Consider the following 24,184-nt stretch of genomic DNA (forward strand, 5'->3'; position numbering starts at 1 on the left):
GCCGTCCAGGACGGTCCCCTGGTGCTGCCCGGCGCCGGATACCTCACCTTCTCCTCCGGAACCCAGGGCACGCCCAAGGGCATCATCGGCAACGCGGCCGGCGTCGCGCACTTCCTGGACTGGGAGGCGGCACTGCTGGGGCTGGGCCCCGCCGATCTGCGGGTCGCGCAGCTCACTTCCCCCTCGTTCGACGTGGTCCTGCGCGAGATGCTGCTGCCGCTGGTGGTCGGCGGGGTGCTCTGTGTGGCCGGGGCCGGGATACGGTCCGATCCGTCCGCGGTGCTGCCCTGGCTCGCGGACGAGCGGGTTTCCGCGGTCCACCTCGTCCCCAGCCTGAGCTCCCGCTGGCTGGCCGCCTCCGGGCGGGCCCGCCTGCCCGATCTGCGCTGGACGCTGTTCGCCGGGGAACCCCTCCACTCCCGGCACGTGGAGACCTGGCGCGCGGTCGCGCCGAAGACCCGGGTGGTGAACCTCTACGGCCCCTCGGAGACCACCCTCGCCACGTTCTGGCACCTGGTGGCCGAGAGTCCGGAGCCCGGGCTCCAGCCGGTCGGCCGCGGACTGCCCGGCGTCCGGCTGACGGACGGCCCGCCGGATCCGCGTGACGGCGCCGCCGAGGGGACGTTCCGGCTCACCATCGAGACACCGGACGGCGCGCTCGGCTATCTCCCCGACACCCCGGAGGACGCCGGCGCACAGGGGCTCACCCGGCGGGACGGCGTCACCACGTTCCGCACCCAGGACCGCGGGCGGCTCGACGAGCGGGGCCGACTCTACGTCGAGGGCCGGCTCGACGGGACGGTCAAACGCCTGGGGGTGCTGGTCGACCTGTCCCGGATCGCCGCCGACGCCCTCGACGACCCGGACGTGCGGCAGGCCTGCTGCGTCCAGGTGGACGTCGAGACCAGCGGCGACGTGGTGCTGGCCGTCGAGGCCGGCGCGGCGTTCTCCGTACCTGACTTCACCCGTCGGCTGCGCCGCAGGCTCGGCACGGCCATGCCGAACACGGTGATGATCTTCGACCCCCTGCCCCTGCTGCCCAACGGGAAGGTGGACCGGCGCCGCGTCCTGGCGGCGGCCGAGTCCCGGCGCAGGGCCGCCCCCGATACCGCTGTCCCACGCGAGGAGGTGCAGTGACGGCCTACGCCGCCACCCGGAGCACGCACGGTGAACTGTCCTGGCAACAGGCGGGACGACTGCGGCGCGACGTGGAGCGCAACGAACGGGTTCCGAACTGCAGGACGTCCTTCGTCCTGCCCGACGACGTGACGACGGACCGATTGCTCAGCCGGCTCCGGACGCTGGTCCTGCGTGAGGAGGCCCTGAGGATCACCGAGATCTCCCCCGCCGACGGGGGCCGCGCCCACTACGCGCCCGGCGTCGACCTGCCGGTCCGCCATCTCGGCGTCGGCTCGGCCGAGGAACTGGCGGAGGTCGGCACCCGGATGCGGCACCATCGCTTCGACCGCGCGGACGGCCCCCTGTGGGAGCTGGCGGTCATCGAGCTGCCGGATCCGGCGGGCCGGCCGGTCCGGCAGGTCTGCGCCGTCTTCGACCACCTGATCAGCGACGCCCGCAGCACCCGGCTGCTGCGCGACGAACTGCTCGGCCTCGGCACCGACCGGATCGGAGCCCAGTACGGCCGGCACTCGGACTGGGTCGCCGAGCAGCACCGGCAGTTCCCGTTCGACGCCGCCGGGGTACCGACGACAGCGCGCGAGTTCTGGCTGCGCTACCTCGACGGCACTCCCCCGGACCGCGCCACGGTCTTCCCGTTCTGCCCCGACCCGGACGGCCCCCTCAGCGGCTACGTGCACTGCATCCGGCGGGACCTTCCGGACATCGCGCGACTGCGGGCCGCGGCCGGCCGGCTCAAGTCCTCGCCGTTCCTGCTCTTCCTGGCCGGTGCGGTGTCGGCCGCCGGGCTCGTGACGGGCGACGACGACGTGACCGTACGGGTCAACACGAGCGGGCGGGCGCCCGGCTACCTCGACACCCAGGGGTACTTCGCCGAGAACACGCCCGTGCGGGTGCGCCACCCCTCGCTCGGCGAACCGCGGCACGCGCTCGCGGCCACGAAGTCGGCCTGGCTCCAGACGCTTCCGCACCAGCCGACGCCGTGGGACTACATCCTGGCGGTGAGCGGACAGGCCGACGCGAAGGCCATCGCGAGCCGTCCGGCACAGGTGCTGGTCAACTTCGTGCCGTGGACGGTGCCCCGGGAATCCCTGGCCCTGTCGGAGCGGGGCTTCAACAGCCTCGTGGGGACGTTCCAGCTGATCGTCAGCGTGGCGGACGACGGCACCTGCCACCTCGAGTGCCAGTTCGACCCCGGCCGGTTCGACACCGGCGGGGTGCACGGCTTCCTGGACGTGCTATCGGCACGGCTGGCGCACTTCACCGCGGACGTCTGAGACCCGCCGTCCCGAGCGGCGGGTCCGCATGACGGACGAGGTGGCGGGCGGCGCCCGGGACCTGGACGGCGGTCGTCCTCGTGGTCACGAGGACGACCGCCACCGGCCAGGCACGGTCACCGTGCCGGGACACCGGACCGGACCCGGGGGTGTCGCAGGTGCAGGCTCCGGTACAGGCAGCGTTGCCGGCCGGGCGAGTCCTCGTAGGGGGTGCGGCCGTGCGAGATCCGGGTGTTGTCGAAGACGATGCCCTGGCCCGCGTCCAGCGTGAGCTGCGTGAAATACGGGCTGCCCGGTCGCGCGGCGTCGCGCAGGAACCGCACCCCGCGCAGCAGGTCCTCCTCCACCACCTCGTCGGGGACCGCCCAGCGGTCGGTGGCGGTGACGGAGTAGCCGGCGACCAGCCGGCCGTCCTGGACGGCGAAGGCCGGCTGGGCGTTGACGTCGGTGGCACCGTTGATGTTCGCCTGCCGGACCAGCACCCCGGGCACGGCCAGGGCGCGTGCGGCCGCGGTGTCGTCGGCGGCGAGCCGGGCGAACGCGGCGGAGGCGTTGAACAGCGTGGTGTGCCCGCCACGAGCCGCCGGGAACTCGCACAGCAGCAGTGACGCCTTGATGTGACCGAGGGGCTGGAGCGTGCCGTCGCAGTGCAGTTCCTGGCCGACGGTCCGTCCGAAGGACGGGTGGTCGGCGTCGGCGGTGCCGACGTTGGCGGCGGCGGAGATCCGCGACACCGGTGCGGGTGTCTTGCCGCCGCGCCGGTAGAGATCGGGGACGAAGGGCTCGCCCAGGTCGAACGAGCGCGTGAGCCGGAGCAGCGCGTGCGGGGTGACGGGTTCGTCGTCCACCTGGACGATCGCGAAGCCGTGCCGCTCGTAGCGCTCGACCGCCCCGGCCGTTTCCCGGGCATCGACGACCGACGCCGTGCGCACGTGGACGGGATCGCCGGGGAGGTCCTCGAAGGTGGTGGTCACCGACTTGGCGGCGGTCAGCAACAGGTCGGCGTCGACAGGTCCGGACATGGGACGGGGCTCCTTGCTGCGGCAGCGGCCGCGCGACTCGGGCGGTTTCACAGGACGTCGTGGATCAGGGGCCGGGGGGCGGGAGGCTCCGCCGCGATGGTGAAGGCGGATCCGGTCAGAGCGACGGCGACGGCCGGGTCGGCGTCGGTGTAGTGGATCTCGGCCAGTGGGTCGCCGGCCCGGACCGGGTCGCCGACCCGCCGCCGCAGGACCACTCCGGCGGCGTGGTCCAGGGCGGCACCCCGCACCAGCCGTCCGGCGCCGACGCGGAGGGCCGCCGTGCCGATGACGACCGGTTCCACGGCGGCGACCCAGCCCGACCGGTCCGCGCTGACGACGGCCCGCCGCGGGGCCGTGGGCAGCAGGCCGGGCTCCCGCAGCACCCGGACGTCCGCTCCCTGGGCGCCGGCCCAGCGCAGGAACAGTTCGTGTGCGGCTCCGCTGTCGAGGGCGTGCGCGACGCGCCGGTCGGCCGCGTCGTCGGTGAGCTCCGGCTCCGCGTTCTGCAGCATCAGCCGGGCCAGCGCACGGCTCAGCTCCGACAGGCCCGGCACCTGCTCGCCCCGCAGCGCCGCGAGTGCTTCCCTGACCTCCAGGGCGTTGCCGACCGCATGGCCGAGGGGCTGGCTCATGTCGGTGAGCACGGCACGGCAGCGCAGGCCGAAGGCCCTGGCGAGTTCCGCCATGAGCGCCGCCAGTCGCACGCTCGACGCGTGGTCGGGGAGCAGCGCTCCGGTGCCGGTCTTCACGTCCAGCAGCAGCCCGTGGGCGCCGACGGCGACTTTCTTGCTGATGATGCTGGCGGCGATCAGCGGGATGCTGCCCACCGTGGCCGTGGCGTCGCGCAGGCCGTACACCGCCCGGTCGCCCGGGGCCAGTTCCTCGCTCTGGCCGGTGATGACCATGCCGACCTCGTCCAGCAGGGAGCGCACCTCGGCGGCGCCGAGGTCGAGCCGCAGCCCGTCGACGGACTCGAGCTTGTCGAGGGTGCCGCCGGCGTGTCCGAGTCCCCGCCCGCTCATCTTGGCGACGGCGACGCCGCAGGCGGCCACCAGGGGGACGACGACCAGGGTCACCTTGTCCCCGACACCTCCGGTGCTGTGCTTGTCCAGCACGGTCCGGCCCGGCCCGCCGAGCCCCAGGCGCTTTCCGCCCGCCACGAAGGCGCGGGTCAGCGCGACCGTCTCCTCCAGGTCGAGGTCCCGGCAGGCGACCGTGGCCAGCCAGGCCGCCATCTGGTAGTCCGGGATCCGTCCGGCGACGTGGTCGGCGACGACGCCTTCTATCTGCCCGGGGTCGAGCGCCTGCCCGGCGCGCTTGCGGGTGATGGAGTCGAGAACCCGGGCGGAGGCGCCGGCCCAGGTCATGCGGCGGCCTCGGTCACGGTGCGCTCCAGTCGGCCGGCGAGTTCGTCGATGCCCTGGTCGTCGATGGTCAGCGGCGGCACGGCCATGAAGGCCTCGCCGGGCTGACGGAGCAGCAGGCCGTTCTCCCTGGCGCGCAGGACCAGCCGCGTGGCGGCCTCCGGCGAGGACGTCTCCACCACCAGGACGAGCCCCGTTCCCCGTACGTCGGTCACCTCGCCGACGCCGATCAGCGGGGTGAGCCGGTCGCGCAGGACGGCTCCGTGGCGCTCGGCGCGTTCGGCGAGCTGCTCCTTCTCCAGGACGTCCAGGGTGGCCAGGGCCGCGGCGCAGGCCACCGGGTGGCCGGAGGTGGTGTGGCCGTAGCGGACCCCGCCGATGACCGGGTCGAGGGCGAAGGTGTCGTGGACGCGCTGGTGGACGGTGACGGCTGCGATGGGGACCGAACCGCCGCTCAGCCCCTTGCTCGTGACGAGGACGTCCGGGGGCGCGTCCTCGTGCTGGAAGGCGAAGACGCGGCCGGTCCGGCCGAAGCCGGTGAAGACCTCGTCCAGGATCAGCAGGGTTCCGGCGGTGTCGCACACCTCACGCAGCGCCCGCAGGAAACCGGGCGGCAGGACGATGCCGCCGCCGACGTTCAGGAAGGGTTCGACCAGCACGGCCATGGGCGGGTCGTCCGGGTCGTCGCCGATGGCCCGTTCGAAGGCTTCGAGCAGGGGGGCGAGGGCGTGGGGCCGGTGGAGTTCGCGCGGCGGGAGCGGGAGGTCGACGTGGGTGACCGGCAGCGGGGCGGCGAAGCCGTGGGTGATCCGCGGCAGTCCGGACAGGGTGCGGTTGGCCAGGGTCGAGCCGTGGTAGCCGCGGCGGAAGCTGACGACCCGTTTCCGCGGCCGGCCGGTGTTCTCCCAGTAGCCCGCGGCGATCGTGAGGGCGGCCTCCAGTCCTTCGGAGCCGCTGTTGACGAAGAGCGTCTTCGCGAAGGCGTCGGGCAGGTACGAGGAGAGCCGCTCGGCGAGGAGGCCGACCGGTTCGTGGCTGGCGATCGACAGGTCGAACTGGTGGAGCCGGTCGAGCTGGCGGTGGATGGCTTGCTCGACGTGGGGATGCCGGTATCCGGTCGTGGTGTTGAGCGAGGTGGCGTCGATGTACTCCTTGCCGTGGAGGTCGCGTACGCGGTAGCCGTCGCCGTGCACGAGGGTCAGTTCGGAGCGGTCGGCCGCGAGGGGTGACCAGGGGTGCCAGACGTGGCGCCGGTCGCGCTCCCGGATCCGCTCCCGCTCCGCCGCCGTCTCCGGGACGCCGGTGCCGTGGCGGTGCTGTGCCGGAGTGCCGGTGCGGTGGTGGTGCTGTGCCGGGGTGCCGGTGCCGTGGCGGTGCTGTGCCGGGGTGCCGGTGCCGTGGCGGTGCTGTGTCGGACTGTCCGTCGTCATGGGGTGTGCCTCCGTCAACTCGTCGGCCGGTCGCGGGAGTCCCGCAGCAGGAGGGCGTAGGGGGGATCGGAAATCAGGTAGAAGTGGTCCCCGCCCGGGACGATCCGTTCCCGGAAGGTGCCGGTGGTCAGCTCGCTCCACGGCCGGCGGTCGGCGTCCGGATCGGCGTCGCCGACGATCGAGGTCACGGGGCAGTCCAGTCGCGGCAGGGGCCGGAAGGAGCGGGCGTGGGACCGGAACATCTGTCCGTCCGCGCGGAGGTAGGGCAGCACCAGTTCCCGGAAGAGGGGATCGTGCGCCAGTTCGGGGTCGGTGCCCCCGAGGTGCAGGAGGCGCGCGGTGAGGGATTCCTCGTCCTCGTCGGCGTCGTCGTCCTCCTCGGGCTCCGGGAGGGGGGCGTCGCGGGAGCCGGAGGCATAGAGGTGTGCGGGGGCGACGCCCCGGGCCTGGAGCTCCCTGGCCGTCTCCAGCGCCACCACGGCGCCCATGCTGTGCCCGAAGAGGAGGAGCGGCCGGTCGGCCAGCGGCTCCAGGGCGTCGGCGATGTCACGGGCGAGCCGCCGCAGGTCGGTGCGGGGTTCCTCCTCGATGCGCTCGGCCCGTCCGGGGTAGGAGACCGCGTGGACCTCCAGGTCGGGCAGGTGCCGGCCCCAGTCACGGTAGAAGGCGGCGGACCCGCCGGCGTGCGGGAAGCACACGAGCCGTCGCCCGGCCGCCGGGCGCGGATCCGCGCAGCGCAGCCAGGTCTCCTGGATCCCGGTCACCGCGGGCCGCTCCCGTCGGTGTCCGCGGACCGCCGCGACCGTGCCGACCGGGCACGGCGGGCGGCCGGGCCGTCGGCGGGGGCGGCGTCCCGGGACCGGTCACCGGAGCGGGCGTCCTGGGGCCGTTCCCGTGCGGCGCGGATCACTTCGGCCTGCGCGGACACCGTGGTGTGCCGGAAGAGGGCGACCACGGAGGGCCGTACTCCCGTGTGCCGTTCCAGGGCGTCCTGGAGCTGGAACATGGTGAGCGACTGGCCGCCCGCGTCGAAGAAGTTGACGTCGGCGGGCGGAGCCTCGTCCACCTTCAGGACCTCGGCCCACGCGGCGGCCACCTGCGCCGTGAGGTCCGCGTCCGACGGCCGCCCCACGACGGCCGGCGCGGGTGCCGGGCGGGCGGGCGCGGAGGGTCCGGGGGTGAGCGTGGCCGCCAGTTTCCGCAGCCGTTCCCGGTCGGCCTTGCCGTTGACGGTGAGCGGCAGGCCGTCGAGCACCTGGACGCTGCCCGGCACCATGACCGTCGGCAGACGGTCCGCCACTCGCGCGCGCAGGGCGACGGCGTCGGTGCCGCGGGGTGCGGCGACGAAGGCCGTCAGCCGGGTGTGCTCGTCGTCCGCCACCACCACCGCGTCCCGTACTTCCGGAGCGGAGCGCAGGACGGCCTCGACGGCGCCGAGTTCCACCCGGTGGCCGCGGATCTTCAGCTGGTGGTCGCGGCGGCCGAGGAAGTCGAGCGTGTCCCCGGCGTTCCACCGGACGAGGTCACCGGTGGCGTACATCCGGCCGCCGTCCGCTCCGGCGAAGGGGTCGTCGAAGAAGGCCCGTGCCGTGGCGTCGGGACGCCCGAAGTAGCCTCGGGCCACCCCCGGACCGGCGATGTACAGCTCACCCTGGACGCCCGGCGGGACCGGCCGGCGCAGTTCGTCGAGCACGTAGAGCCGGGCGCCCGGGACGGGCCGGCCGATGGACACCGGGCCGGGGCCGTCGAAGCGGTGGTAGCTGGCCCATACGGTCGCCTCGGTAGGCCCGTACTCGTTGACCAGGGCCACCTGCTGCCGGTGCAGGGCGAAGTGACGGTGCACCAGGGGTTCGGAGAGGGGCTCGCCCGCGGTGATCACGGTGTCGAGGGAGCGCAGCCGTCGTGTTCCGGCGCGCTCGGCGGCGTCGAGCAGGACGCCGTAGAGGGAGGGCACGCACAGGAGCGTGGTCACCCGGTGGCGTTCGATCAGCGCGACCAGTCGCTCCGGGTCACGGACCTCGTCGGTCGTGGCCACGACGAGTCGGCCGCCGGTGGTCAGGGTGCCCCACAGTCCGGCCACGGAGGAGTCGAAGGCGAGCGGTGACACGAGCAGGAAGACCGGGGAGCCCGGGTAGACGGTGCGCCTCGCGCTGGTGGAGGCGGCCAGTTGGCCGTGTTCCACCAGGACTCCCTTGGGCTCGCCGGTGCTTCCCGACGTGTAGATCAGGTACGCGGGGTCGTCCGCGGTCGTGGGGACGGCCGGTGGCGTACCGGCCGGATCCCGGGTGCCGGGCGGTGGCTCGGCCTCGTCGGCCCGCAGGAGCGGCAGCCCCAGGCCGGCGGCCTTGTCGCGGGTGGCGGCGGTGACGACGACGGCGGTGACGCCGGCGTCGGCCAGCACCTCGGCGATCCGCCGTTCGGGGTGGGCCGGGTCGACGGGGACGTAGGCCGCGCCCGCCGCCAGGACGCCGAGCACGGCGGCCACGGCCGCGGCGGAGGGCTCGGCGATCAGTCCGACCCGGCTGCCGCGCCCCGCGCCCGCCTCGGTGAGCCGGGAGGCGATCCGGGCGGACCAGGCGAGCAGGTCCTGGTAGCTGATCGCCCGGCCGGCGCTGTGCACGGCGATGCTGCGCGGCCGGGAGCGGGCGATCCGGGCGACCAGCCGGTGCACCGGTGCCTCGGCGTCCGTCACGGGCCCGCCCCGGCTTCCGGGTGATGGTTCGGTCGGCGTCTCGTGGTCGGCGGTCTCCGGCTGCGGCGGTGCTTCGTTCCGGTCCGGCAGCAGCATCAGCGGTTCCTCCCGTTGTTCGCCAGTGCGGTCCTTCGGCCCATGGCGGATGTCGGCGGGGTGCGGGCGAGGACGTGTCAGAGCGGGGGCGCGGGGTCCGTCGACGGACCCGGCCGTCGTCCGATCAGGTCGCGGACGAGCGCGGTCTGCCGGGCCAGGGTGCGGCCGCTCAGCATGGCGCGGATCGGGGCCTGGATCCCGAACTCCTGGTTGATCCTCCGCACCAGACGGGTGATCAGCAGCGAGTCACCGCCCAGTTGGAAGAAGTCCGCCTCCGCGTCCGGATCGCCGTGGCCGAGCAACTCGGACCACAGGGCGGCGAGCCGGACGGCGGGGTCGGGGGCGGGGGGTGGTGCGGTGGGCTCGGGGAACGGATCCGTCCACGAGGTGTCTCCGCCACCTCTGCGGATCGGTTCCGCGGAAGGTGCTCCTTCACCGGCCGTACGGATCAGGTTCGTGGAAGGGGCTCCCTCACCGGCCGTACGGATCGGATCCGCGGAGAGGGCTCCCCCACCGGCCGTGCGGATCGGATCCGCGGAGAGGGCTCCCCCACCGGCCGTACGGATCGGATCCGCGGAGAGGGCTCCCCCACCGGCCGTGCGGATCGGATCCGCGGAGAGGGCTCCCCCACCGGCCGTGCGGATCGGATCCGCGGAGAGGGCTCCCCCACCGGCCGTGCGGATCGGATCCACGGAGAGGGCTCCCCCACCGGCCGTGCGGATCGGATCCGTCGGGGCCGGTGCCCCCGACGGGCGCGGCGGTGCGGGAAGGGGCGGCGCGGCGGTGCGCGGGGCCGCTTCGGGGGCGAGCCACCTGCGGCCCGCGAAGGGGTAGCCGGGCAGGTGCAGCCGCTGTCCGCCCGCGCACAGTCGCGCGACGTCGACGGGCTGCCCGAGGGTCCAGAGCGTGCCCAGGGACCGCAGGACCTCTTCCGCCGGGCGGGCGGTGCGGGCCGGGGACAGCGGGACGGTGTGCAGGCCCGCGGCCTCGGCCAGGGCCGACAGCGCGCGCCGCGGCCCGACCTCGACGACCACGGCGTCCGGGTGGTGGTCCGCCGTCGCGGCCAGGCAGTCGGCGAACCGCACCGGTCGGCGGGCCTGTTCGACGAAGTGGTCCGCCTCGACGGCCTCGTCGGCTCCCACCAGGCGCCCGGTGGTGTTCGAGGCGAAGGGCAGGACCGGCCGGTGCAGCCGGACGTGCGAGAAAGCGGCGGCCAGCGGTTCCAGGGCGGGCTCGACGAGGGACGAGTGGAACGCCCTGTCGGTCCGCAGCGGCCGGGTGTGGACGCGGTCCGCGAGCCAGGTACGGAAGTCCCGCACGGCCCGGGGCGGTCCGGCCACCACGGTGCTGCCGGGGCCGTTGACGGCCGCGACCTCCAGCCCGCCCCCGAACGCCGCCACCAGGTCCCGGGCCGCCGTCTCGTCGCAGCCCAGTCCGAGCATGGCACCCGGTGGGCACCCCTGCATGGCCCGTCCTCGTGCGGTGACGATCCGGGCGGCGTCGGGCAGGTCGAGCACTCCGGCGACGCAGGCCGCGGTGAGCTCACCCAGGCTGTGCCCCACCAGCGCGGCGGGGGTGACGCCCAGTTCGCGCAGGGCGGTGGCCGCCGCGTATCCGACGGCGAAGAGCGCCGGCTGCGCCCACTCCGTCGGCGTGAGCCCGGACTCTCCCGCGGGCGGGCGGTGTTCGAGCAGTGCCGGGCGCAGGCGGTCGGCGAGTGCCGGCTCGTAGGCGGCGAGGCAGGCGTCCAGCGCCGCGGCGAAGCCGGGCAGCGCGTCGGCGAGGGGCAGGGCCATGCCCGGGTACTGGGATCCCTGTCCCGGGAAGAGCAGGACGACGGGTGCGGGCCCGGAGTCGGGACGGCGTCCGCGGACCGGGTCGCGGCTCGTGGCGAGCCGGTCCGCGACCTCTGCGGACGTGCGGCCGGTCACGGCGAGGCGTTCGGGCAGGGCGGCCCGTCCCGCGGCGAGCGTGGCGGACACGTCGGTGAGGTCGGGGGACAGGTGCGTCAGATGGCGCCGCAGGCGGTCGGCCGACCGGGTCAGGGCCCCGGGGTCGGCGGCCGAGAGCAGGACGAGCCGGTCCCCGGCCGGCCGGACGGGCCGGGCGGGCCGGGGCTTCGGCGCCTGTTCGACGATCACATGGGCGTTGGTGCCGCCGATCCCGAACGCGCTCACCCCGGCACGCCTGGGGTCGGGTCCCGTCCAGGGCGCCTCCGCGGCGGGCACGAAGAGCGGTGAACCGTCCGTCTCCAGCAGGGGGTTGAGCCGTTCGAAGCCCGCCACGGGAGGCACCACCCCCTCCTTCAGCACCATCAGGGCCTTGACCAGGGCGGCGACGCCCGCAGCGTTGTCCAGGTGGCCGACGTTGGCCTTGAGGGCCCCCACCGCCACCTGGCCGGGCCGTGCTCCGAGGCCCCCGAGGGCGGCGGACGCCGCGGACCACTCGATGGGGTCGCCGACCCTCGTCCCGGTCGCGTGCGCCTCCAGGTAGCCGATCGAGGCGGCGTCCACGTCCGCCGTGCGCAGCGCCGCCCGGATCACGGCCTCCTGCCCCGCGGCCGACGGAGCGTAGAAGCCCGCCTTCGCCGAGGCGTCGTTGTTGATCGCCGTGCCGAGGATCACCCCGTGGGGATCGGATCCGTCGGCCAGGGCGTCGGCCAGCGGGCGGAGCACCACCGCGACCACACCGGAGCCGGCGACCACGCCGTCGGCGCTCGCGTCGAAAGGGCGGCACCGGCCGGTGGCCGAGTGGATGCCGCCCGGTACGTGCAGCCGCCCCGCCTGGGGGAAGGGCACTCCGGCACCGACGACCACGGCCTGCTCGCAGTCACCGTCGAGCAGTCCCTGCACGGCCAGGTGGACGGCCACCAGGGAGGAGGAGCAGGCGGTCCGGACGGCCAGCGCCGGACCGCGCAGGCCGAGTCGGTACGCGATGAGGCCCGCGACGAAGTCGGGTTCCGTGCCGTGCAGCGCGTCCTCGAGGGTCAGGTCGTCGAGGGCGCCGCCCGCGAGCATGGCGCGCAGGTAGCCGCTGGGGCTCGCGGTGGCGTACACACCGGTCCTCGGGGTGCCGCCCGAGGGGTCGGTCCCCGCGTCCTCCAGGGCGGTCCAGGCCGCCTCCAGCATCAGCCGGTGCTGGGGGTCCGTCATCTCGGCCTCGCGCGGGCTGACCCGGAACAGCGTGTGGTCGAAGCGGTCGGCGTCCGCGAGGTGGCCGTGGACGGGTACGTAGTCCGGGTCGTCGAGCAGCTTCTCGGGCACCCCGGCCGCGAGGAGTTCGTCGCGCTCGTACCGGCGGGTGAGCACCCGGCCCTCGCGCACGGCCGACCACCACTCGGAGAGGTCCGGTACGCCGGGGAACCGGGCGGCGATGCCGGTCACGGCGATGTCCAGGGAACGGTCGCGGGCCATCTCACCCCTTGCGTCAGACGCTGCTTCCTCCGGCATGTTGCCAGACCCATGTGGCATGTGCCAACCTCTTGGCAATAATTGCCAACGAGTTGCCATCCCGGTGCCGCGCCGAGGAGAGGGGAAATGGCGTGCGAGCGAACCCGAGCGCGATCCGGGAGAACACGGCCCCGGACCCCGGTGAGGGCCTCCACGAGACGGTCGCCCGCAGAGCGGCCCTGCACCCCGGAGCGGTCGCCCTCGTCACGGACGGGGGCCGGACGACCTACGGTGAGCTGGACCGCACGGCCGACGCCTGGGCCGCACGGCTCACCGCGGCCGGGGTCACCCGGTCCCGGTTGGTTCCCGTCCTGCTGCCCAGGAGCCCCGAGCTGGTCACCGCGGTGCTCGCGATCCTCAAGTCGGGCGCCGCGTACGCCCTCCTGGACCGGTCCTGGCCCGACGCCCGGCTCCACGAGATGTTCCGGGCGCTGGACGCCCCGCTGCTCGTGAGCGCGGACCCCGCCGACCACCGGCACGGACTGCCCCTCTGGTCGCCTCCGACCGGGCCGGTCGCCCGGCGGACCGGCTTCCGGCCCGTGAGCGTGGCCGGCTCCGAGCCGGCCTGCGTCTTCTTCACCTCCGGCACCACCGGCACGCCCAAGGCGGTCCTCTCCCCCCACCGGGCGACGGCCCGCCTCTTCCCCGCGGACGGCTCCGCCCGGTTCACCGCCGCCACGGTGATGCCGCTCGCCGCTCCCGTGTCCTGGGACGCCTTCTCCCTGGAGCTGTGGTCCGTGCTGCTCAGCGGCGGGACGTCGGTCGTCGTGGACGAGCCCTATCTGTCCGCGGAGTCCCTGCGCGGTGCCGTGGTCCGGCACGGCGTGGACACGGTCTGGCTCACGAGCAGCCTCTTCAACATGATCGTGGAGGAGGACCTGGACGCGTTCACCGGACTCGGCCAGGTCATGACCGGCGGTGAGCGCCTCTCCCCCGGTCATGTCGGCCGCTTCCTGGAACGGCACCCCACGGTCGGACTCCTCAACGGCTACGGCCCCGTGGAGAGCGCCGTCTTCGCCACCACGCACCGCGTCACCCGGGCGGACTGCCGGGCCCCCGACGGCATCCCCCTCGGCCGTCCGGCACCCGGCACGGAGGTCCACGTGCTGGCCGGGGACCGGCCCTGCCCACCGGGCGAGACCGGCGAGATCTGCGTGGCGGGCCCCGGGCTGGCCCTGGGGTACCTGGGGGACCCGGCTCTCACCGGGGCGAAGTTCGCCGACGTGCGGATCGACGGCCGGACGACCCGCGTCTACCGCACCGGCGACCTCGGGTTCTGGGGGACGGACGGGCTGCTGCGCTTCCGCGGCCGGGCCGACCGCCAGATCAAGATCCACGGTCACCGGGTCGAACCCGCCGAAGTGGAACAGCAGGTGCAGCGGCTGCTGCCGGAGGTGCGGGACTGCCGGGTGCTGGCCCGGCCGGACGCCACCGGCACCACACGGGAACTCGTGGCGTTCTGCGTGCCGGCCGCCACCGGCGACCCGCTCGCGGCCGCCCCGGCCGTACTGCGCTCCGGCCTCGTCGGCTATCAGCGGCCCGCCGCGGTGGTGAGCGTCGACGCGTTTCCCGTGACCGCCCGCGGCAAGCTCGACGAACGCGCCCTGCTCGCCCTGGCCCCGCCCGCCCGCGCTCCCGTGCCCCTCGCCGGTGACGAGGCCGGGACGGGCGGGGGCGACGCGCCGCACCGGAACGGGCCACGGTCCGCCGACCCGCTGCGGCGCCTGGTGGCCGATGCCTTCCGCTCCGTGCTCGGCCGGGCGGACGTCCCGGAACAGGTGCCCTTCACGGAACTGGGCGGTGACTCGCTGGGGGCCGGCCGGGTGTGCGCCCGGCTCGCCGCGCGGCTCGGCCGTCCGGTCCCGGTCTCCCGGCTGTACGCCCGTCCGACGGTCGCCTCGCTCGCCGAGTGGCTCGCCGGCACGGCGCACCCCGGGCCCGCCCCGGAGGACCCCGCGTCCGAGGACGTACCGCTGACGCCCATGCAACTGGTGTACCTGACGCGGCACCTGGTGCAGCCGGCCGACCGGACCTCGCACTCCCTGCTCACCTGGACGATCGAGGGAGAACTCGACCGGGCCGCCCTGGGGTCGGCCGTCGCCGCCGTGCACCGTGCGCACCAGGCGCTCGCCGCCGCCTATCTTCCGGATCCGCACCCCAGGGCCCGGCCGGCCGGGGCACCTGCTCCCTCTCCGGTCGTGCTCGGCGCGCGGCCCTCCGTGGCGGACGCCGTCCGCGCGGTGCGCGAGGAGCTGTCGGTCCCGCTGGAGCCGACCGAGGGGCGGGTGTGGCGGACGGCGCTGGTGCCGGTGGCGGACGCGTCGGTGACGGTGTTCGGGTGCGTGGTGCACCACATCGCCTTCGACGGCTGGTCCGAGTCCGTCCTCGCCCGGTCCTTGGGCATCGCCTACCGTCACGCGCTCGGGGTCTCCCCGCCCGAGGATCCGCCCCCCACGCTGCGGGCCGTCCACCGGGCCCACCGCGAACGCCTCGCGCACACCGATCAGGCGGGTCAGTACGCGGCCGTGCGCTCCGAAATGGCGGGCGTGCCCGAGCTCCACTGGCCGTCCGGGCCTACGGAGGCCGCGTCCGCCGCCCCGCGCGAGCTGATGGTGACGGTACCGCCGGGCGTCGTCACGGCGGTGGACTCACTGGCCGCGCGGGCGGGTGCCACCCGGTTCGGTGTCCTGCTGGGGTACTGCGCGAGCAGTCTGGGGGCGGTCACCGGGCAGCGTGACTTCGCGGTGGGGGTCCCGGTGGCGCAGCGCGACCACGATCTGCTGACCCGGTCCGTGGGGTGCCGGATCACCATGGTTCCCGTCCGGATGCGGGGTGCCGCCCTCGACGGCGGCCTCGCGGGGGCGAGGGCCTCCGCGGCCGCCGGCCGGCGGGCCCTGGCCGCCCAGGACGTGCCGATCGACGATCTGCTGCGGCTGGCCGGGCCGCGTCGCAGGGGACGTCCCCCGCTGTTCCAGACGCTCTTCGCGCTCCAGGACAACGCCGAACCCCGGCTCGACCTGCCCGGGCTGCGCACCGCCTTCCTGCGCCTTCCCTACCTGGACCTGCCCCTCGAACTCCACACGGAGCTGTGGCCCGACGAGCACGGAGGGATGCGGCTGGTCGTCTCCTACCGGCCGGAGGCCGTCCCGGAGGCCGCCGCCCAGGAGTACGTGAAGCACTTCACCCACTGCCTGTACACCACCCCGTCAGGAGTCCGCCCGTGACGGTTTCCCCCGTCTCCCCCGCCCGTCTCACCGATCCCGAGCTGCACGCGGGCGGCGATCCGCACGCCCTGTGGCGCTGGATGCGCGAGCACGAGCCGGTGCACTGGCACGCGCCCGACGACCTGCCCGGCTTCTGGTCGCTGACCCGGTACGAGGACGTCAGCACCGTGTACCGCGATCCGCGGGCGTTCAGTTCCGCGCACGGTGTCCTGCTGCGTCCGACCGCCCAGGGCGCCGATCCCGGCGGAGGGCTGACGCTCGCGCTGACCGACCCGCCCCGTCACCAGCAGCTTCGCCGCCTGGTCGCGCGGTGGTTCAGCGAGCGCTCGGCCCGTCAGTGGGAGGAGGCCGTACGGCGGGCGGTGCGCGCGGTCCTCGCCCGGGCGATCGAACGCGGTGAGAGCGACGCCGTGCACGACATCTCCGCGCGGCTGACGCTCCATCTCATCGCCGGCCTGATGGGCGTACCGGAAGGGGACCGGGAGGATCTCTTCCGGTGGACCAACGAGGCGTTCGAGGCGGGTACCTCGCTCGTCGCCCACCACGAGACGATGCTGTACTTCCTCGACCTGATGGACCTCCGTACGGCGGAGCCGGCCGACGACCTGGTGAGCGCCCTGGTCCACGGGTCGGTCGACGGCGAGCCGCTCACCGCGGAGGAGGTCCTGCTCAACTGCGAGAACCTGGTGGGAGCCTCGGAGAACGCCCGGCTGTCCATCGCCGGCGGCTTTCTCGCCTTCCTCGAACACCCGGACCAGTGGCAGCGCCTGCGGGACGACCGGCGGCTGCTGCCGACCGCGGTCGAGGAGGTGCTGCGGTGGACGTCCAGCGCCACGCACAGCATGCGTACGGCGACCGCTGCCCGCGACCTGGGCGGCCGGCGGATCGAGGCGGGTGACCGGGTGGTGCTCTGGGTGCCGTCCGCCAACCGGGACGAGGCGGTCTTCCCCCACGCCGACCGCTTCGACATCGCCCGCCGTCCCAACAGGCACCTCGCGCTGGGCACCGGCGAGCACGTCTGCATCGGCAACGTCATGGCCCGTGCCCAGATGCGGGTCCTGTTCACGGAGCTCCTGGACACCGTGCGCGGATTCGAGCAGTGCGGTCCGTACGTTCCGGTGCGCTCGATCGCGGTCAACGGCCCGGAGCACCTCCCGATACGCCTCCTCGCCTGAGCCCCTGCGCCCCGCCCATGCCCGGCCCGCCCGGGCCGCCGACACCCACGGAGGATTCATGGCCGACGCGGACACCCCCCGTCCCGTACCGGGAGAGCTGACGGAGGAGCAGCGCCGCACCCTCGACAGGGACGGTTACCTCGTCCTGCCCGACGTCCTGTCAACGGAGGAGTGCGACCTGCTGAGCAAGGAGACGGACGACATCTGGGAGAGGGAACGGGGCGCCGAACACAAGTACGTCGAGGAGGCCGGCGTCCGTTTCACCGACAATCTGCTACGGCATTCGACCCTGTTCGAGAGGGTGCTGACGGAGCCGGCCGTCCTGGCCGGGGTCCGCGCCGTGCTGGGCGCGGACATCCGCCTCTCGCTGATCAACGGCCGCCGGGCGGACCCGGGTCACGGCAACCAGCCGCTGCACGACCTGAAGCGGCGGCGGGGGAAGCCGTTCCGCTGGTGCAACACCATCTGGTGCCTGGACCCCTTCACCGAGCGGAACGGCACCCGCGTCATCCCGGGCAGCCATCTGGAGGACGAGCGGTTCCTGGCCAGGCTGGAGGACCCGAAGCTGATCCACCCGGACGAACGGACCGTGGTCGCCCCGCGCGGGGCGGTCGTGGTCTTCAACTCGCACCTCATCCACGGCGGCAGCACCAACCGTGAGGACACGGCGCGGCGCTGCATCCACGGATCGTTCGCCGCCGCCGGCGAACCCACCTTCTACAACTGGCACGAGTTGCCGCAGGCCGTCAAGGAGGGCCTCGCGCCCGGCAGTCTGGCCCTGCTCGGCCTGGCACCGGAGCCGAGCCGACAGGCCTGAACCGCGTACGCCCCCGCCGCGGTGGGCGTCGGGGGCACGACGGCCGGCGTCCGTCACCGGCCCGGCGTCGCGGGCGCGGCTCCCGCGGCACCGGGCCGCCGGCCGGCTGCGCGCTGTCCGAGCGCGGCCGGAAGGGGCCGTGGCACACGGCGGGCCCGGCCGCCCCGGGAGGGACGGCCGGGTCGCGCGGGGAGGGGCGGCCGGGTCGCGCGGGGAGGGGCAGCCGGGTCGCGCGGGGAGGGGCGGCCGGGTCGCGCCGGAAGGCTCACAGCGGGCGGTAGCCGACTCCCAGCCGGTCCAGCAGCGGGAGCTGCGCGGTCAGCCGGCGCCGGAAGTCGGCGAAGTCCCGCTCGCCGGACGACCAGCCGATCTCGGCGATGGCGGCGAGCCGCGGGAAGGCCCGCCACTCGACCAGCTCCGGTGTCGGCAGGTACTCGCTCCACACCTGGCCCTGGACACCGAGGACCGTGCTCGGCGGCCGGTATCCGTACACCCGGGAGAGCGTCAGCCCGCTGTCGATGGCCAGCGGTTCCCGCGGGCCCCCGGTCTCCGCCCAGTCCAGGTAGGTGTGCTCGTACGGGGCGGCCACCACCCGGTGTCCGGCCCGCACGGCTCCTTCCACCTGGGCCACCGAGCGCCAGCCGAAGACGGCCGTGCCGTGCGGCACCCCGCTCTGTACGACCTCGTCCCAGACGGCGGCCCGCCGACCGTGCCGTTCCAGGTGCCGCGCCAGCCGGCGGGACCACCAGCCGAGCAACTGCTCCGGCCCCCGGAGGCCTTCGTCGGCGACCCGCCGGTGCGCCCGCGGGCTGGCCGCCCATTCGTCCAAGGGGACCTCGTCGCCCCCGATGTGCACATAGGTGAAGGGGAAGACGTCGACCAGTTCGTCCAGCACGTCCTCGACGAAGCCGACCGTACGGTCGGAGACGTTGAGGATGTGGCGGGAGATGCCCCATTCACGCCGGACGGGCACGGGCCGCGACGGGGTGTTGCCGAGCCAGGGGTAGGCCGCGATCGCGGCCTGGACGTGCCCCGGGGTGTCGATCTCCGGCATGATCCGCACCCCCAGACGGGCCGCGTGGTCGACCAGCTCGCGCAGTTCCCGCTGGGTGTAGAAACCGCCGTGCGGGACGTCGTCGGCCCGGCCCTCGGAGAGGTGGCCCGCGGTGGATCCCGCGCGGAAGGCGCCGACCTCGGTCAGGCGCGGGTACTTCAGCACCTCGAAGCGCCAGCCCTGGTCGTCGGTGAGGTGCAGGTGCAGGGTGTTGAGCTTGTAGAGAGCGAGGAGCTCCACGTACCGGCGCAGGAACGGGAGGGGGTGGCACCACCGGGCGACGTCGAGCAGTGAACCGCGCCAGCCGTACGCCGGCCGGTCCTCGATCTCCACGAACGGCAGGCGATCGCCCTCCCGCAGCTGGCGGAGCGACTGCACCGCCCAGCGGAGTCCGGCCGCCCGGGCGGCCCGTACCCGCACCCCGTCGTCGGTGACCGTCAGCCGGTACCCCTCGGCCCCCAGCCCGGGATCGTCGACGAGGGCCAGGTCGATCTCGTGTCCGGGTCCGGACAGGCCCAGCAGTTCACGGGCCAGACCGGCGACCGCGGCCGGGCCGCGGACGCCGGTCTGGGCGGTGAGGTGCAGATGCCCGCCGAGGACGCGCAGCGTCTGCGGCCGTGGGACGAGGGAGGCGACACTCACCGGGCGGCCCGTACCGCACGGCCGGTGCGGACGTGAGCCACCGGCGGCGGTGGCATGCCCGCCGACCGTGGTCCCGGGCCCTCGTAGGGCCAGTCGATCTCGTCGTCGGATAAGTTCTCAAGAGGCTCGCCGGTCTGAGACTGCTTCCGCAAAGCGTTTTCCCGTCTCTGTCGGGGATCTTGGCCGTGACAGGGAACGTAGGCTCGCGTCCCAGCAGTTGACAATCGAACCAGCCGACTTGCCACGGAATTGCCACAATGTGGCAACATCATGGTCCGGCCTGTCGAGGTCCGGTACCGGGCAAAGGCACCGACCCGTGCGGTTCTGACTTGCTCTGGGTTGACCCATCTGGCAATCTCCGCAGGTATGGGCATCATGAATCAGCCACAGTTCGGGCAAAAGCTCAAGGCAATGCGTGTGGCGAGCGGGATGACGCAGACCGCCCTCGCGGGCAACGGCATGTCCACGCCCTATCTGTCGCGCCTGGAGTCCGGTGCCCGCCCGCCGACCGAGAAGGCGGTCGCCTACCTCGCCGAGCGGCTCGACGTCCCCCTGGACGCCTTCGCGGAGTCGGAGCCGGGCTCGACGAAGACGGAGGGCCCGCGGACGGAGCCCGTCTCGCTGGCGTGCGCGCTCGCCGCGGCGGCCTCCGGGCAGGCACACGACCTGGAACTGCTCGAAGAGCACGTTGCCGCCGACGAGGGCAAGAACCCGTTCCTGGACTGGCAGGCGCAGTGGATGCTCGCCGACTTCAAGAGGAAGGCGGGGGACCACGAAGCGGAGCGCGGCTATCTGCGGCAGGCCACCGGCCTCAGCGACCGCCTGGCGCTGCCCGAACTCCGGGTGCGGGCCCGCACCCGGCTGGCGCGATGTCTGCGCGCACTGGGCGACAACGAGGAGTCCCGGCTGCTGGCGGCGGAGGCGCTGACGATCGCCCGGGCCCATGGACTGACCGTCGCGGACACCGCGGGGACCCTGCTGGTCCTGGTGTCCGCGGAGGTCGAGAGCGGTCGCTTGGCGGATGCCGAGGCGCATGCGGACGAGTTGCTGGCCATGGTCTCGGACGAGACGGGCCCCCTGCCCGTCAAGGCGCTGTGGACCGCCGCCACACTCCGTGTCCGTCAGGGGGACCCCGCAGAGGCACGAAGCCTCCTCGCGCAGGCCCTCGAACGACTGGACAGCCGTGAGGATCTCGTCCTGTGGGTGCGTCTGCGACTCGCCGCCGCCTCACTCGGCCTCCAGCTGGAGCCGGCGGAGACCGAGGCCGCGGCGGCCTGGCTGGACGAGGCGACACCCGCGGTCCACCTGATCGGCGCTCCCCAGCAGCGCCAGGAACTACAGGCTCTGCGTGCGCATCTCGCCTTCCACGAGGGCCGGACCGCCGATGCCCGTGCCCTGCACGACAGCCTGGTCGACGACCAGGTACTGCTGTCCTTCCGTGACCGGACCCGTCTGGCCATACTGCACAACCGGCTGCTCTTCCACGAGGGGCGGCCGGGCGAAGGCGCCGCCGGGCTCCGCGCACTGGCACAGCAGGCCCAGGTGAGCGCCAGTCTCGACCTCGCGGCCGAGACCTGGCGCATTCTCGCCGAATGCCTGAGCGACCAGGGCGGCGTGTGACCGGCAAGGCGCGCCGACCACCGGCGTCCCGCCCGCGGCACCGGCCCGGCCGACGGGCGAGGCGCCCCGCGTCCAGCCGGTCCGCGACGGTCCTCACCCCGGCGTGAAGGACGCGCAGCGCCTCGGTGCCCCGGCGCTTCCCGCCGAACCGCCGTGCCTGTTCCCACGCGCCACCACCGCCCGCGGCCGACTCGGAACCCCACCTCCCTCGTGTGGCCCGCTGTCGGCGAGAACACGATCGGCCACCCCTCCTGCCGGAGAAGACACCTCACGCTGCGATGACGGCGCTGCGGGCGGCGGCCGGTCGCGGACGGCCGGCTCCCGTCAGTTGGGGGCACCGGGCGGCACGGGGAGCAGAACCGTCGTGGCGGCCGGGAGCGGCTCGGAGAGCCGGGAGGTGATGGTGTGCGCCGCTTCCCGCCGCTGGGCGTCCCCGCCGCGCAGGGTCTCCGCCAGGGACCGCAGTGCGTGCCGGACGGCGGCGTCGACCGCGGCGTGCGGGACACCTCCGGCGAGGATCGCGAACAGGTGGTGCAGCACCGTCCAGCCCGCGGTGTGTGCCACCGCGTCCGCGCCGGTGGTCCCCGCGTCCACGGGGTCGTCCCTGAGCCAGGTCGCCGCGAACACCGCCTCCAGGACGTCGGTGACCCCGGGCACCTCCGGGTCGACGGAGTGCTGCCAGGCCAGCCGGTTGAGCCGCGTGGGTTCGAACAGCGGCTCGGCCACCACGGACACCGCCGCCGCGACCGCCGCGAGCGGGTCGAAGATCCGTCCGGCCCTGCCGACGAGGTACTGGTCGGTCGGCTCGTGGCGGACGGCGGGCGGGGTGAGGACGTCCAGCACGGCCGATGGCAGGGCGAGTTCCTCGGTGCGCAGCAGGGACGCGAGGCGGGCGAGCGCCGCGCGCTGGGCCGCCGCCGCCACGGGCCGGGTGCCCACGTCCGGGTCACCGGCCCAGGTGTAGCCGTAGCGCACCCCGCCCAGCAGCCGTGCCACGGCCTGCGTCTCGTGCCGGTGCAACAGGTGCAGGAGCGCGGCCCGCTCCTGGAGTTCGCCGCTCTGCCGGTCCGGCGGCACCGCGCCGGTGGTGAACCCGGCGAGCGCGGCCCGCCGCACCTTCAGGATGCGGTCGAGCGCGTCGAGCGCGTCACCACCGGTGACCCACGGCACGGCGTCGGCGTGGGCGGCGTACGGGCCGTGCCCGTCCTCGTCGGTGATGTGGACCAGGCCGGTTTCGGCGGCCGAGCGCCGGAGTTCGGCCAGCGCGGTCTCCTCGTCACGGCCCGGGAAGCAGCCGTAGGCGTGGGTGACGAGGAAGTGGTCCCAGGGGCCGAGTCCCTCCGCGTACGCACCGGACACGTCGATCTCGCCGTCCTCGGTGAGGTCGAGGCGGGCGTGCGGATAGTCCATCACGGACGGCTTCGGGTGGTGGGTGCTGGCGTAGTTGTGCATGAACCCCAGCGCGTGACCGATCTCGTGGGCGGCCAGCTGGCGGAGCCGCGCGAGGACCAACTCCTCGACGGCGGCGAGGCGTTCGACCTGGTCGGGACGTCCGTACGGCGTCAGCAGGGCCTCACCCAGCGCGCGCACCTGCTCCACCCGCTGGGAGCCGAGCCTGACCCGGCCGACGACGATCTCGCCGGTGCGCGGATCGGTCAGGCCCGCGCCCAAAGACCAGCCCCGGCCGGCGCGGTGCACCCACCACACGGCGTTGACGGCCGGGTCGTGCAGGTCGACGTCCTCGGCGGCGACTTCGACGCGGAAGGCGTCGGTGAACCCCGCGCTGTCGAATCCCGCCCGCCACCAGTTGCCGCCCTCGACGACGGCCGAGCGCAGGGGCTCGGGTATCGCGGGGTCCACGAGGAAGACGACGGGCCGGCGCACGGGGGTGACGGGTGCCGAGGGGTCGAGCGGTTCCAGACGGAACCGGGGCTGTAGCCGCACCGTGGGGGAATCGCCGTCGGCGAGGCGGGCGTGGTCGGCGTGGCCGATGCCGTAGGCGCCGGAGCCCGGGTGGTACCGGCGCGCGGGCAGGGCCGGTTCGGGCAGGGGCAGGACGTGCAGGTGCTGCACGAGGCTCACGGAGCGCGCGTCGGGCACGACCTCGCGCAGGGCGGCGCCGGTGCCGGGGCCGCGCAGGGTGAGCAGGGCGGAGAGCCGGGTGCGTCCCTCGCGGGAGAAGCTCTGGTCGACGAGCGGCACGCTGTGGTCCTGGTCGAGCGTGTGCTCGCCCTGCCCGCTCTCCCTCAGGTGGGTGATGAGGTCCTGGTGGTCCGCGACGGTCAGGGTGCCGGCGTCGACGACGGCCGCGCCGTCCTCCTCGCGCAGGACCGGGGCGCTCCACAGCACCGACACCGCGAAGGACTCCTCGCCGGCCCGGCGGGCGGCGGCGTCCCCGTGGGCGAGGTGGTGCTTGTTGTGCTGGACGAGCAGGACACGCGGCCCGACGCGCCGAAAGGAGGCGACCCGCATCTTGCCCGGGCGGGCGCGGTCGGGAAGCAGGCGGCTGGTGCCGATCCCGGTGCCGAGAGCGGCGACCAGCAGGAACGGCGCGTCGAAACGGCGTACACCGATCAGGAGCCGTTCTCCGGCGGGATCAGGCAGGAGGTCGATCATGGTCGATGCCTTTCTTCTCGTGCGCGGGTCTTCTCGTGCGCGGGTCTTCTCGTGCGCGGACGTACGAGGGGCGGGGAGAGGGGCGCGCAGCCCCCGCGCGTATTCACGCATATCCACGTGCGGACTCCCTGCCGGTAGCACGGCCGGGACGGGTCCCGCATCGGCCTCGGTCACCGGGCCGGGATCGAGGCCGTGCGGGGCGGCGGCGGGAGCGCGCCCGCCGGCCCTGTGATCGGGCGTCGGCGGACGACGGACGGCAGGCGGCGGACGCCGTCTCGACGGCGGGGCCGTTTCGGGGGTGGGGACGCAACCACCGGCGAGGAAGCGCCGGTTGGACGGCCGCTTCGCCGGCCTGCGTCCCTACACCCCGCCACACGAGGTGCTGCGGGTGTGGCGGGACGAGTTCGACGGAGCCCGCCGCGGCGGCCGATGACCTGAGCGGGACGTCCAGGAGGCACCGAACCGGCCCGGCCCGTGAAGCGGACCGCGGCCGTCGTGGCGGGCAGGTGGCCGTCGTGGCGGGGCAGGTGGCCGTCGTGGCGGGCAGGTGGACAGGGAGCCGGGGGCCG

The 24,184-nt window shown here is 74.4% G+C and carries 14 protein-coding genes; 6 read left to right on the top strand and 8 right to left on the bottom strand.

The window, feature by feature from the left end; translation table 11 throughout:
- Nucleotides 1–1,137: AMP-binding protein (locus ACFYWQ_RS35735; protein WP_389522497.1), on the top strand; the 1,137-nt coding region annotated here is incomplete at its 5' end.
- Nucleotides 1,134–2,414 carry a hypothetical protein gene (locus ACFYWQ_RS35740; RefSeq protein WP_389522498.1) on the top strand — a complete coding sequence of 427 codons (1,281 nt, stop codon included), beginning with the start codon at nt 1,134–1,136 and terminating at the stop codon, nt 2,412–2,414. The genes ACFYWQ_RS35735 and ACFYWQ_RS35740, both read left to right, overlap by 4 nt.
- Nucleotides 2,415–2,530: 116 nt before the next feature.
- Here ACFYWQ_RS35740 and ACFYWQ_RS35745 read toward each other — a convergent pair whose 3' ends face one another.
- The 6 genes from ACFYWQ_RS35745 to ACFYWQ_RS35770 all read right to left on the bottom strand — a co-directional run bounded on the left by ACFYWQ_RS35745 (nt 2,531) and on the right by ACFYWQ_RS35770 (nt 12,431).
- Nucleotides 2,531–3,436 (bottom strand): TauD/TfdA family dioxygenase, encoded by a 906-nt coding sequence (locus ACFYWQ_RS35745; RefSeq protein ID WP_389522500.1) that lies wholly within the window; start codon nt 3,434–3,436, stop codon nt 2,531–2,533.
- Between the two features lie 47 nt (nt 3,437–3,483).
- Nucleotides 3,484–4,803: a thymidine phosphorylase gene (locus tag ACFYWQ_RS35750; RefSeq protein ID WP_389522501.1), complete on the bottom strand. Its 1,320-nt coding sequence runs from the start codon at nt 4,801–4,803 to the stop codon at nt 3,484–3,486.
- Entirely contained in the window at nt 4,800–6,230 is a 1,431-nt protein-coding gene (locus ACFYWQ_RS35755; protein ID WP_389522502.1) for an aspartate aminotransferase family protein, read from the bottom strand. The genes ACFYWQ_RS35750 and ACFYWQ_RS35755 overlap by 4 nt, the downstream gene beginning before the upstream one ends.
- A 14-nt stretch (nt 6,231–6,244) precedes the next feature.
- Nucleotides 6,245–6,994, bottom strand: coding sequence for a thioesterase II family protein (locus tag ACFYWQ_RS35760; protein WP_389522504.1), 750 nt, complete (start codon nt 6,992–6,994; stop codon nt 6,245–6,247).
- On the bottom strand, nt 6,991–9,018 hold the full coding sequence (locus ACFYWQ_RS35765; RefSeq protein ID WP_389522506.1) for a non-ribosomal peptide synthetase: 2,028 nt from the start codon (nt 9,016–9,018) through the stop codon (nt 6,991–6,993). Before ACFYWQ_RS35765 ends, ACFYWQ_RS35760 begins: the two co-directional genes overlap by 4 nt.
- A gap of 77 nt (nt 9,019–9,095) precedes the next feature.
- Complete coding sequence (locus ACFYWQ_RS35770; RefSeq protein ID WP_389522508.1) at nt 9,096–12,431, bottom strand: type I polyketide synthase; 3,336 nt, start codon at nt 12,429–12,431, stop codon at nt 9,096–9,098.
- A 128-nt stretch (nt 12,432–12,559) separates the two neighbouring features.
- Here ACFYWQ_RS35770 and ACFYWQ_RS35775 point away from each other — a divergent pair, with 128 nt between their 5' ends.
- The 3 genes from ACFYWQ_RS35775 to ACFYWQ_RS35785 are packed head-to-tail and all read left to right on the top strand — an operon-like array spanning nt 12,560 to nt 17,683.
- Entirely contained in the window at nt 12,560–15,691 is a 3,132-nt protein-coding gene (locus tag ACFYWQ_RS35775; protein ID WP_389522510.1) for an amino acid adenylation domain-containing protein, read from the top strand.
- Entirely contained in the window at nt 15,688–16,866 is a 1,179-nt protein-coding gene (locus tag ACFYWQ_RS35780; RefSeq protein WP_389522511.1) for a cytochrome P450, read from the top strand. The genes ACFYWQ_RS35775 and ACFYWQ_RS35780 overlap by 4 nt, the downstream gene beginning before the upstream one ends.
- Before the next feature lie 58 nt (nt 16,867–16,924).
- The gene (locus tag ACFYWQ_RS35785) at nt 16,925–17,683 is read left to right on the top strand and encodes a phytanoyl-CoA dioxygenase family protein (protein ID WP_389522513.1); all 759 of its coding nucleotides are present in this window, start codon (nt 16,925–16,927) and stop codon (nt 17,681–17,683) included.
- A gap of 265 nt (nt 17,684–17,948) precedes the next feature.
- Here ACFYWQ_RS35785 and ACFYWQ_RS35790 read toward each other — a convergent pair whose 3' ends face one another.
- The gene (locus tag ACFYWQ_RS35790; protein WP_389522514.1) at nt 17,949–19,379 is read right to left on the bottom strand and encodes a beta-N-acetylhexosaminidase; all 1,431 of its coding nucleotides are present in this window, start codon (nt 19,377–19,379) and stop codon (nt 17,949–17,951) included.
- A 375-nt stretch (nt 19,380–19,754) separates the two neighbouring features.
- Here ACFYWQ_RS35790 and ACFYWQ_RS35795 point away from each other — a divergent pair, with 375 nt between their 5' ends.
- Nucleotides 19,755–20,999: a helix-turn-helix domain-containing protein gene (locus ACFYWQ_RS35795; RefSeq protein WP_389522516.1), complete on the top strand. Its 1,245-nt coding sequence runs from the start codon at nt 19,755–19,757 to the stop codon at nt 20,997–20,999.
- 324 nt (nt 21,000–21,323) lie between these two features.
- Here ACFYWQ_RS35795 and ACFYWQ_RS35800 read toward each other — a convergent pair whose 3' ends face one another.
- The gene (locus tag ACFYWQ_RS35800; protein ID WP_389522518.1) at nt 21,324–23,615 is read right to left on the bottom strand and encodes a zinc-dependent metalloprotease; all 2,292 of its coding nucleotides are present in this window, start codon (nt 23,613–23,615) and stop codon (nt 21,324–21,326) included.
- Nucleotides 23,616–24,184: the final 569 nt, after the last annotated feature.

Origin of the sequence: Streptomyces sp. NPDC003247, from assembly GCF_042888135.1 — a bacterium.
Taxonomy (GTDB): domain Bacteria; phylum Actinomycetota; class Actinomycetes; order Streptomycetales; family Streptomycetaceae; genus Streptomyces.

Bases quoted from the DNA above. Each gene is read 5' to 3' on its own strand.
- ACFYWQ_RS35795 (WP_389522516.1), top strand. From the start codon at position 19,755: ATGAATCAGCCACAGTTCGGGCAAAAGCTCAAGGCAATGCGTGTGGCG.
- ACFYWQ_RS35770 (WP_389522508.1), bottom strand. From the start codon at position 12,431: ATGGCCCGCGACCGTTCCCTGGACATCGCCGTGACCGGCATCGCCGCC.
- ACFYWQ_RS35745 (WP_389522500.1), bottom strand. From the start codon at position 3,436: ATGTCCGGACCTGTCGACGCCGACCTGTTGCTGACCGCCGCCAAGTCG.
- ACFYWQ_RS35755 (WP_389522502.1), bottom strand. From the start codon at position 6,230: ATGACGACGGACAGTCCGACACAGCACCGCCACGGCACCGGCACCCCG.
- ACFYWQ_RS35765 (WP_389522506.1), bottom strand. From the start codon at position 9,018: ATGCTGCTGCCGGACCGGAACGAAGCACCGCCGCAGCCGGAGACCGCC.
- ACFYWQ_RS35800 (WP_389522518.1), bottom strand. From the start codon at position 23,615: ATGATCGACCTCCTGCCTGATCCCGCCGGAGAACGGCTCCTGATCGGT.
- ACFYWQ_RS35750 (WP_389522501.1), bottom strand. From the start codon at position 4,803: ATGACCTGGGCCGGCGCCTCCGCCCGGGTTCTCGACTCCATCACCCGC.
- ACFYWQ_RS35785 (WP_389522513.1), top strand. From the start codon at position 16,925: ATGGCCGACGCGGACACCCCCCGTCCCGTACCGGGAGAGCTGACGGAG.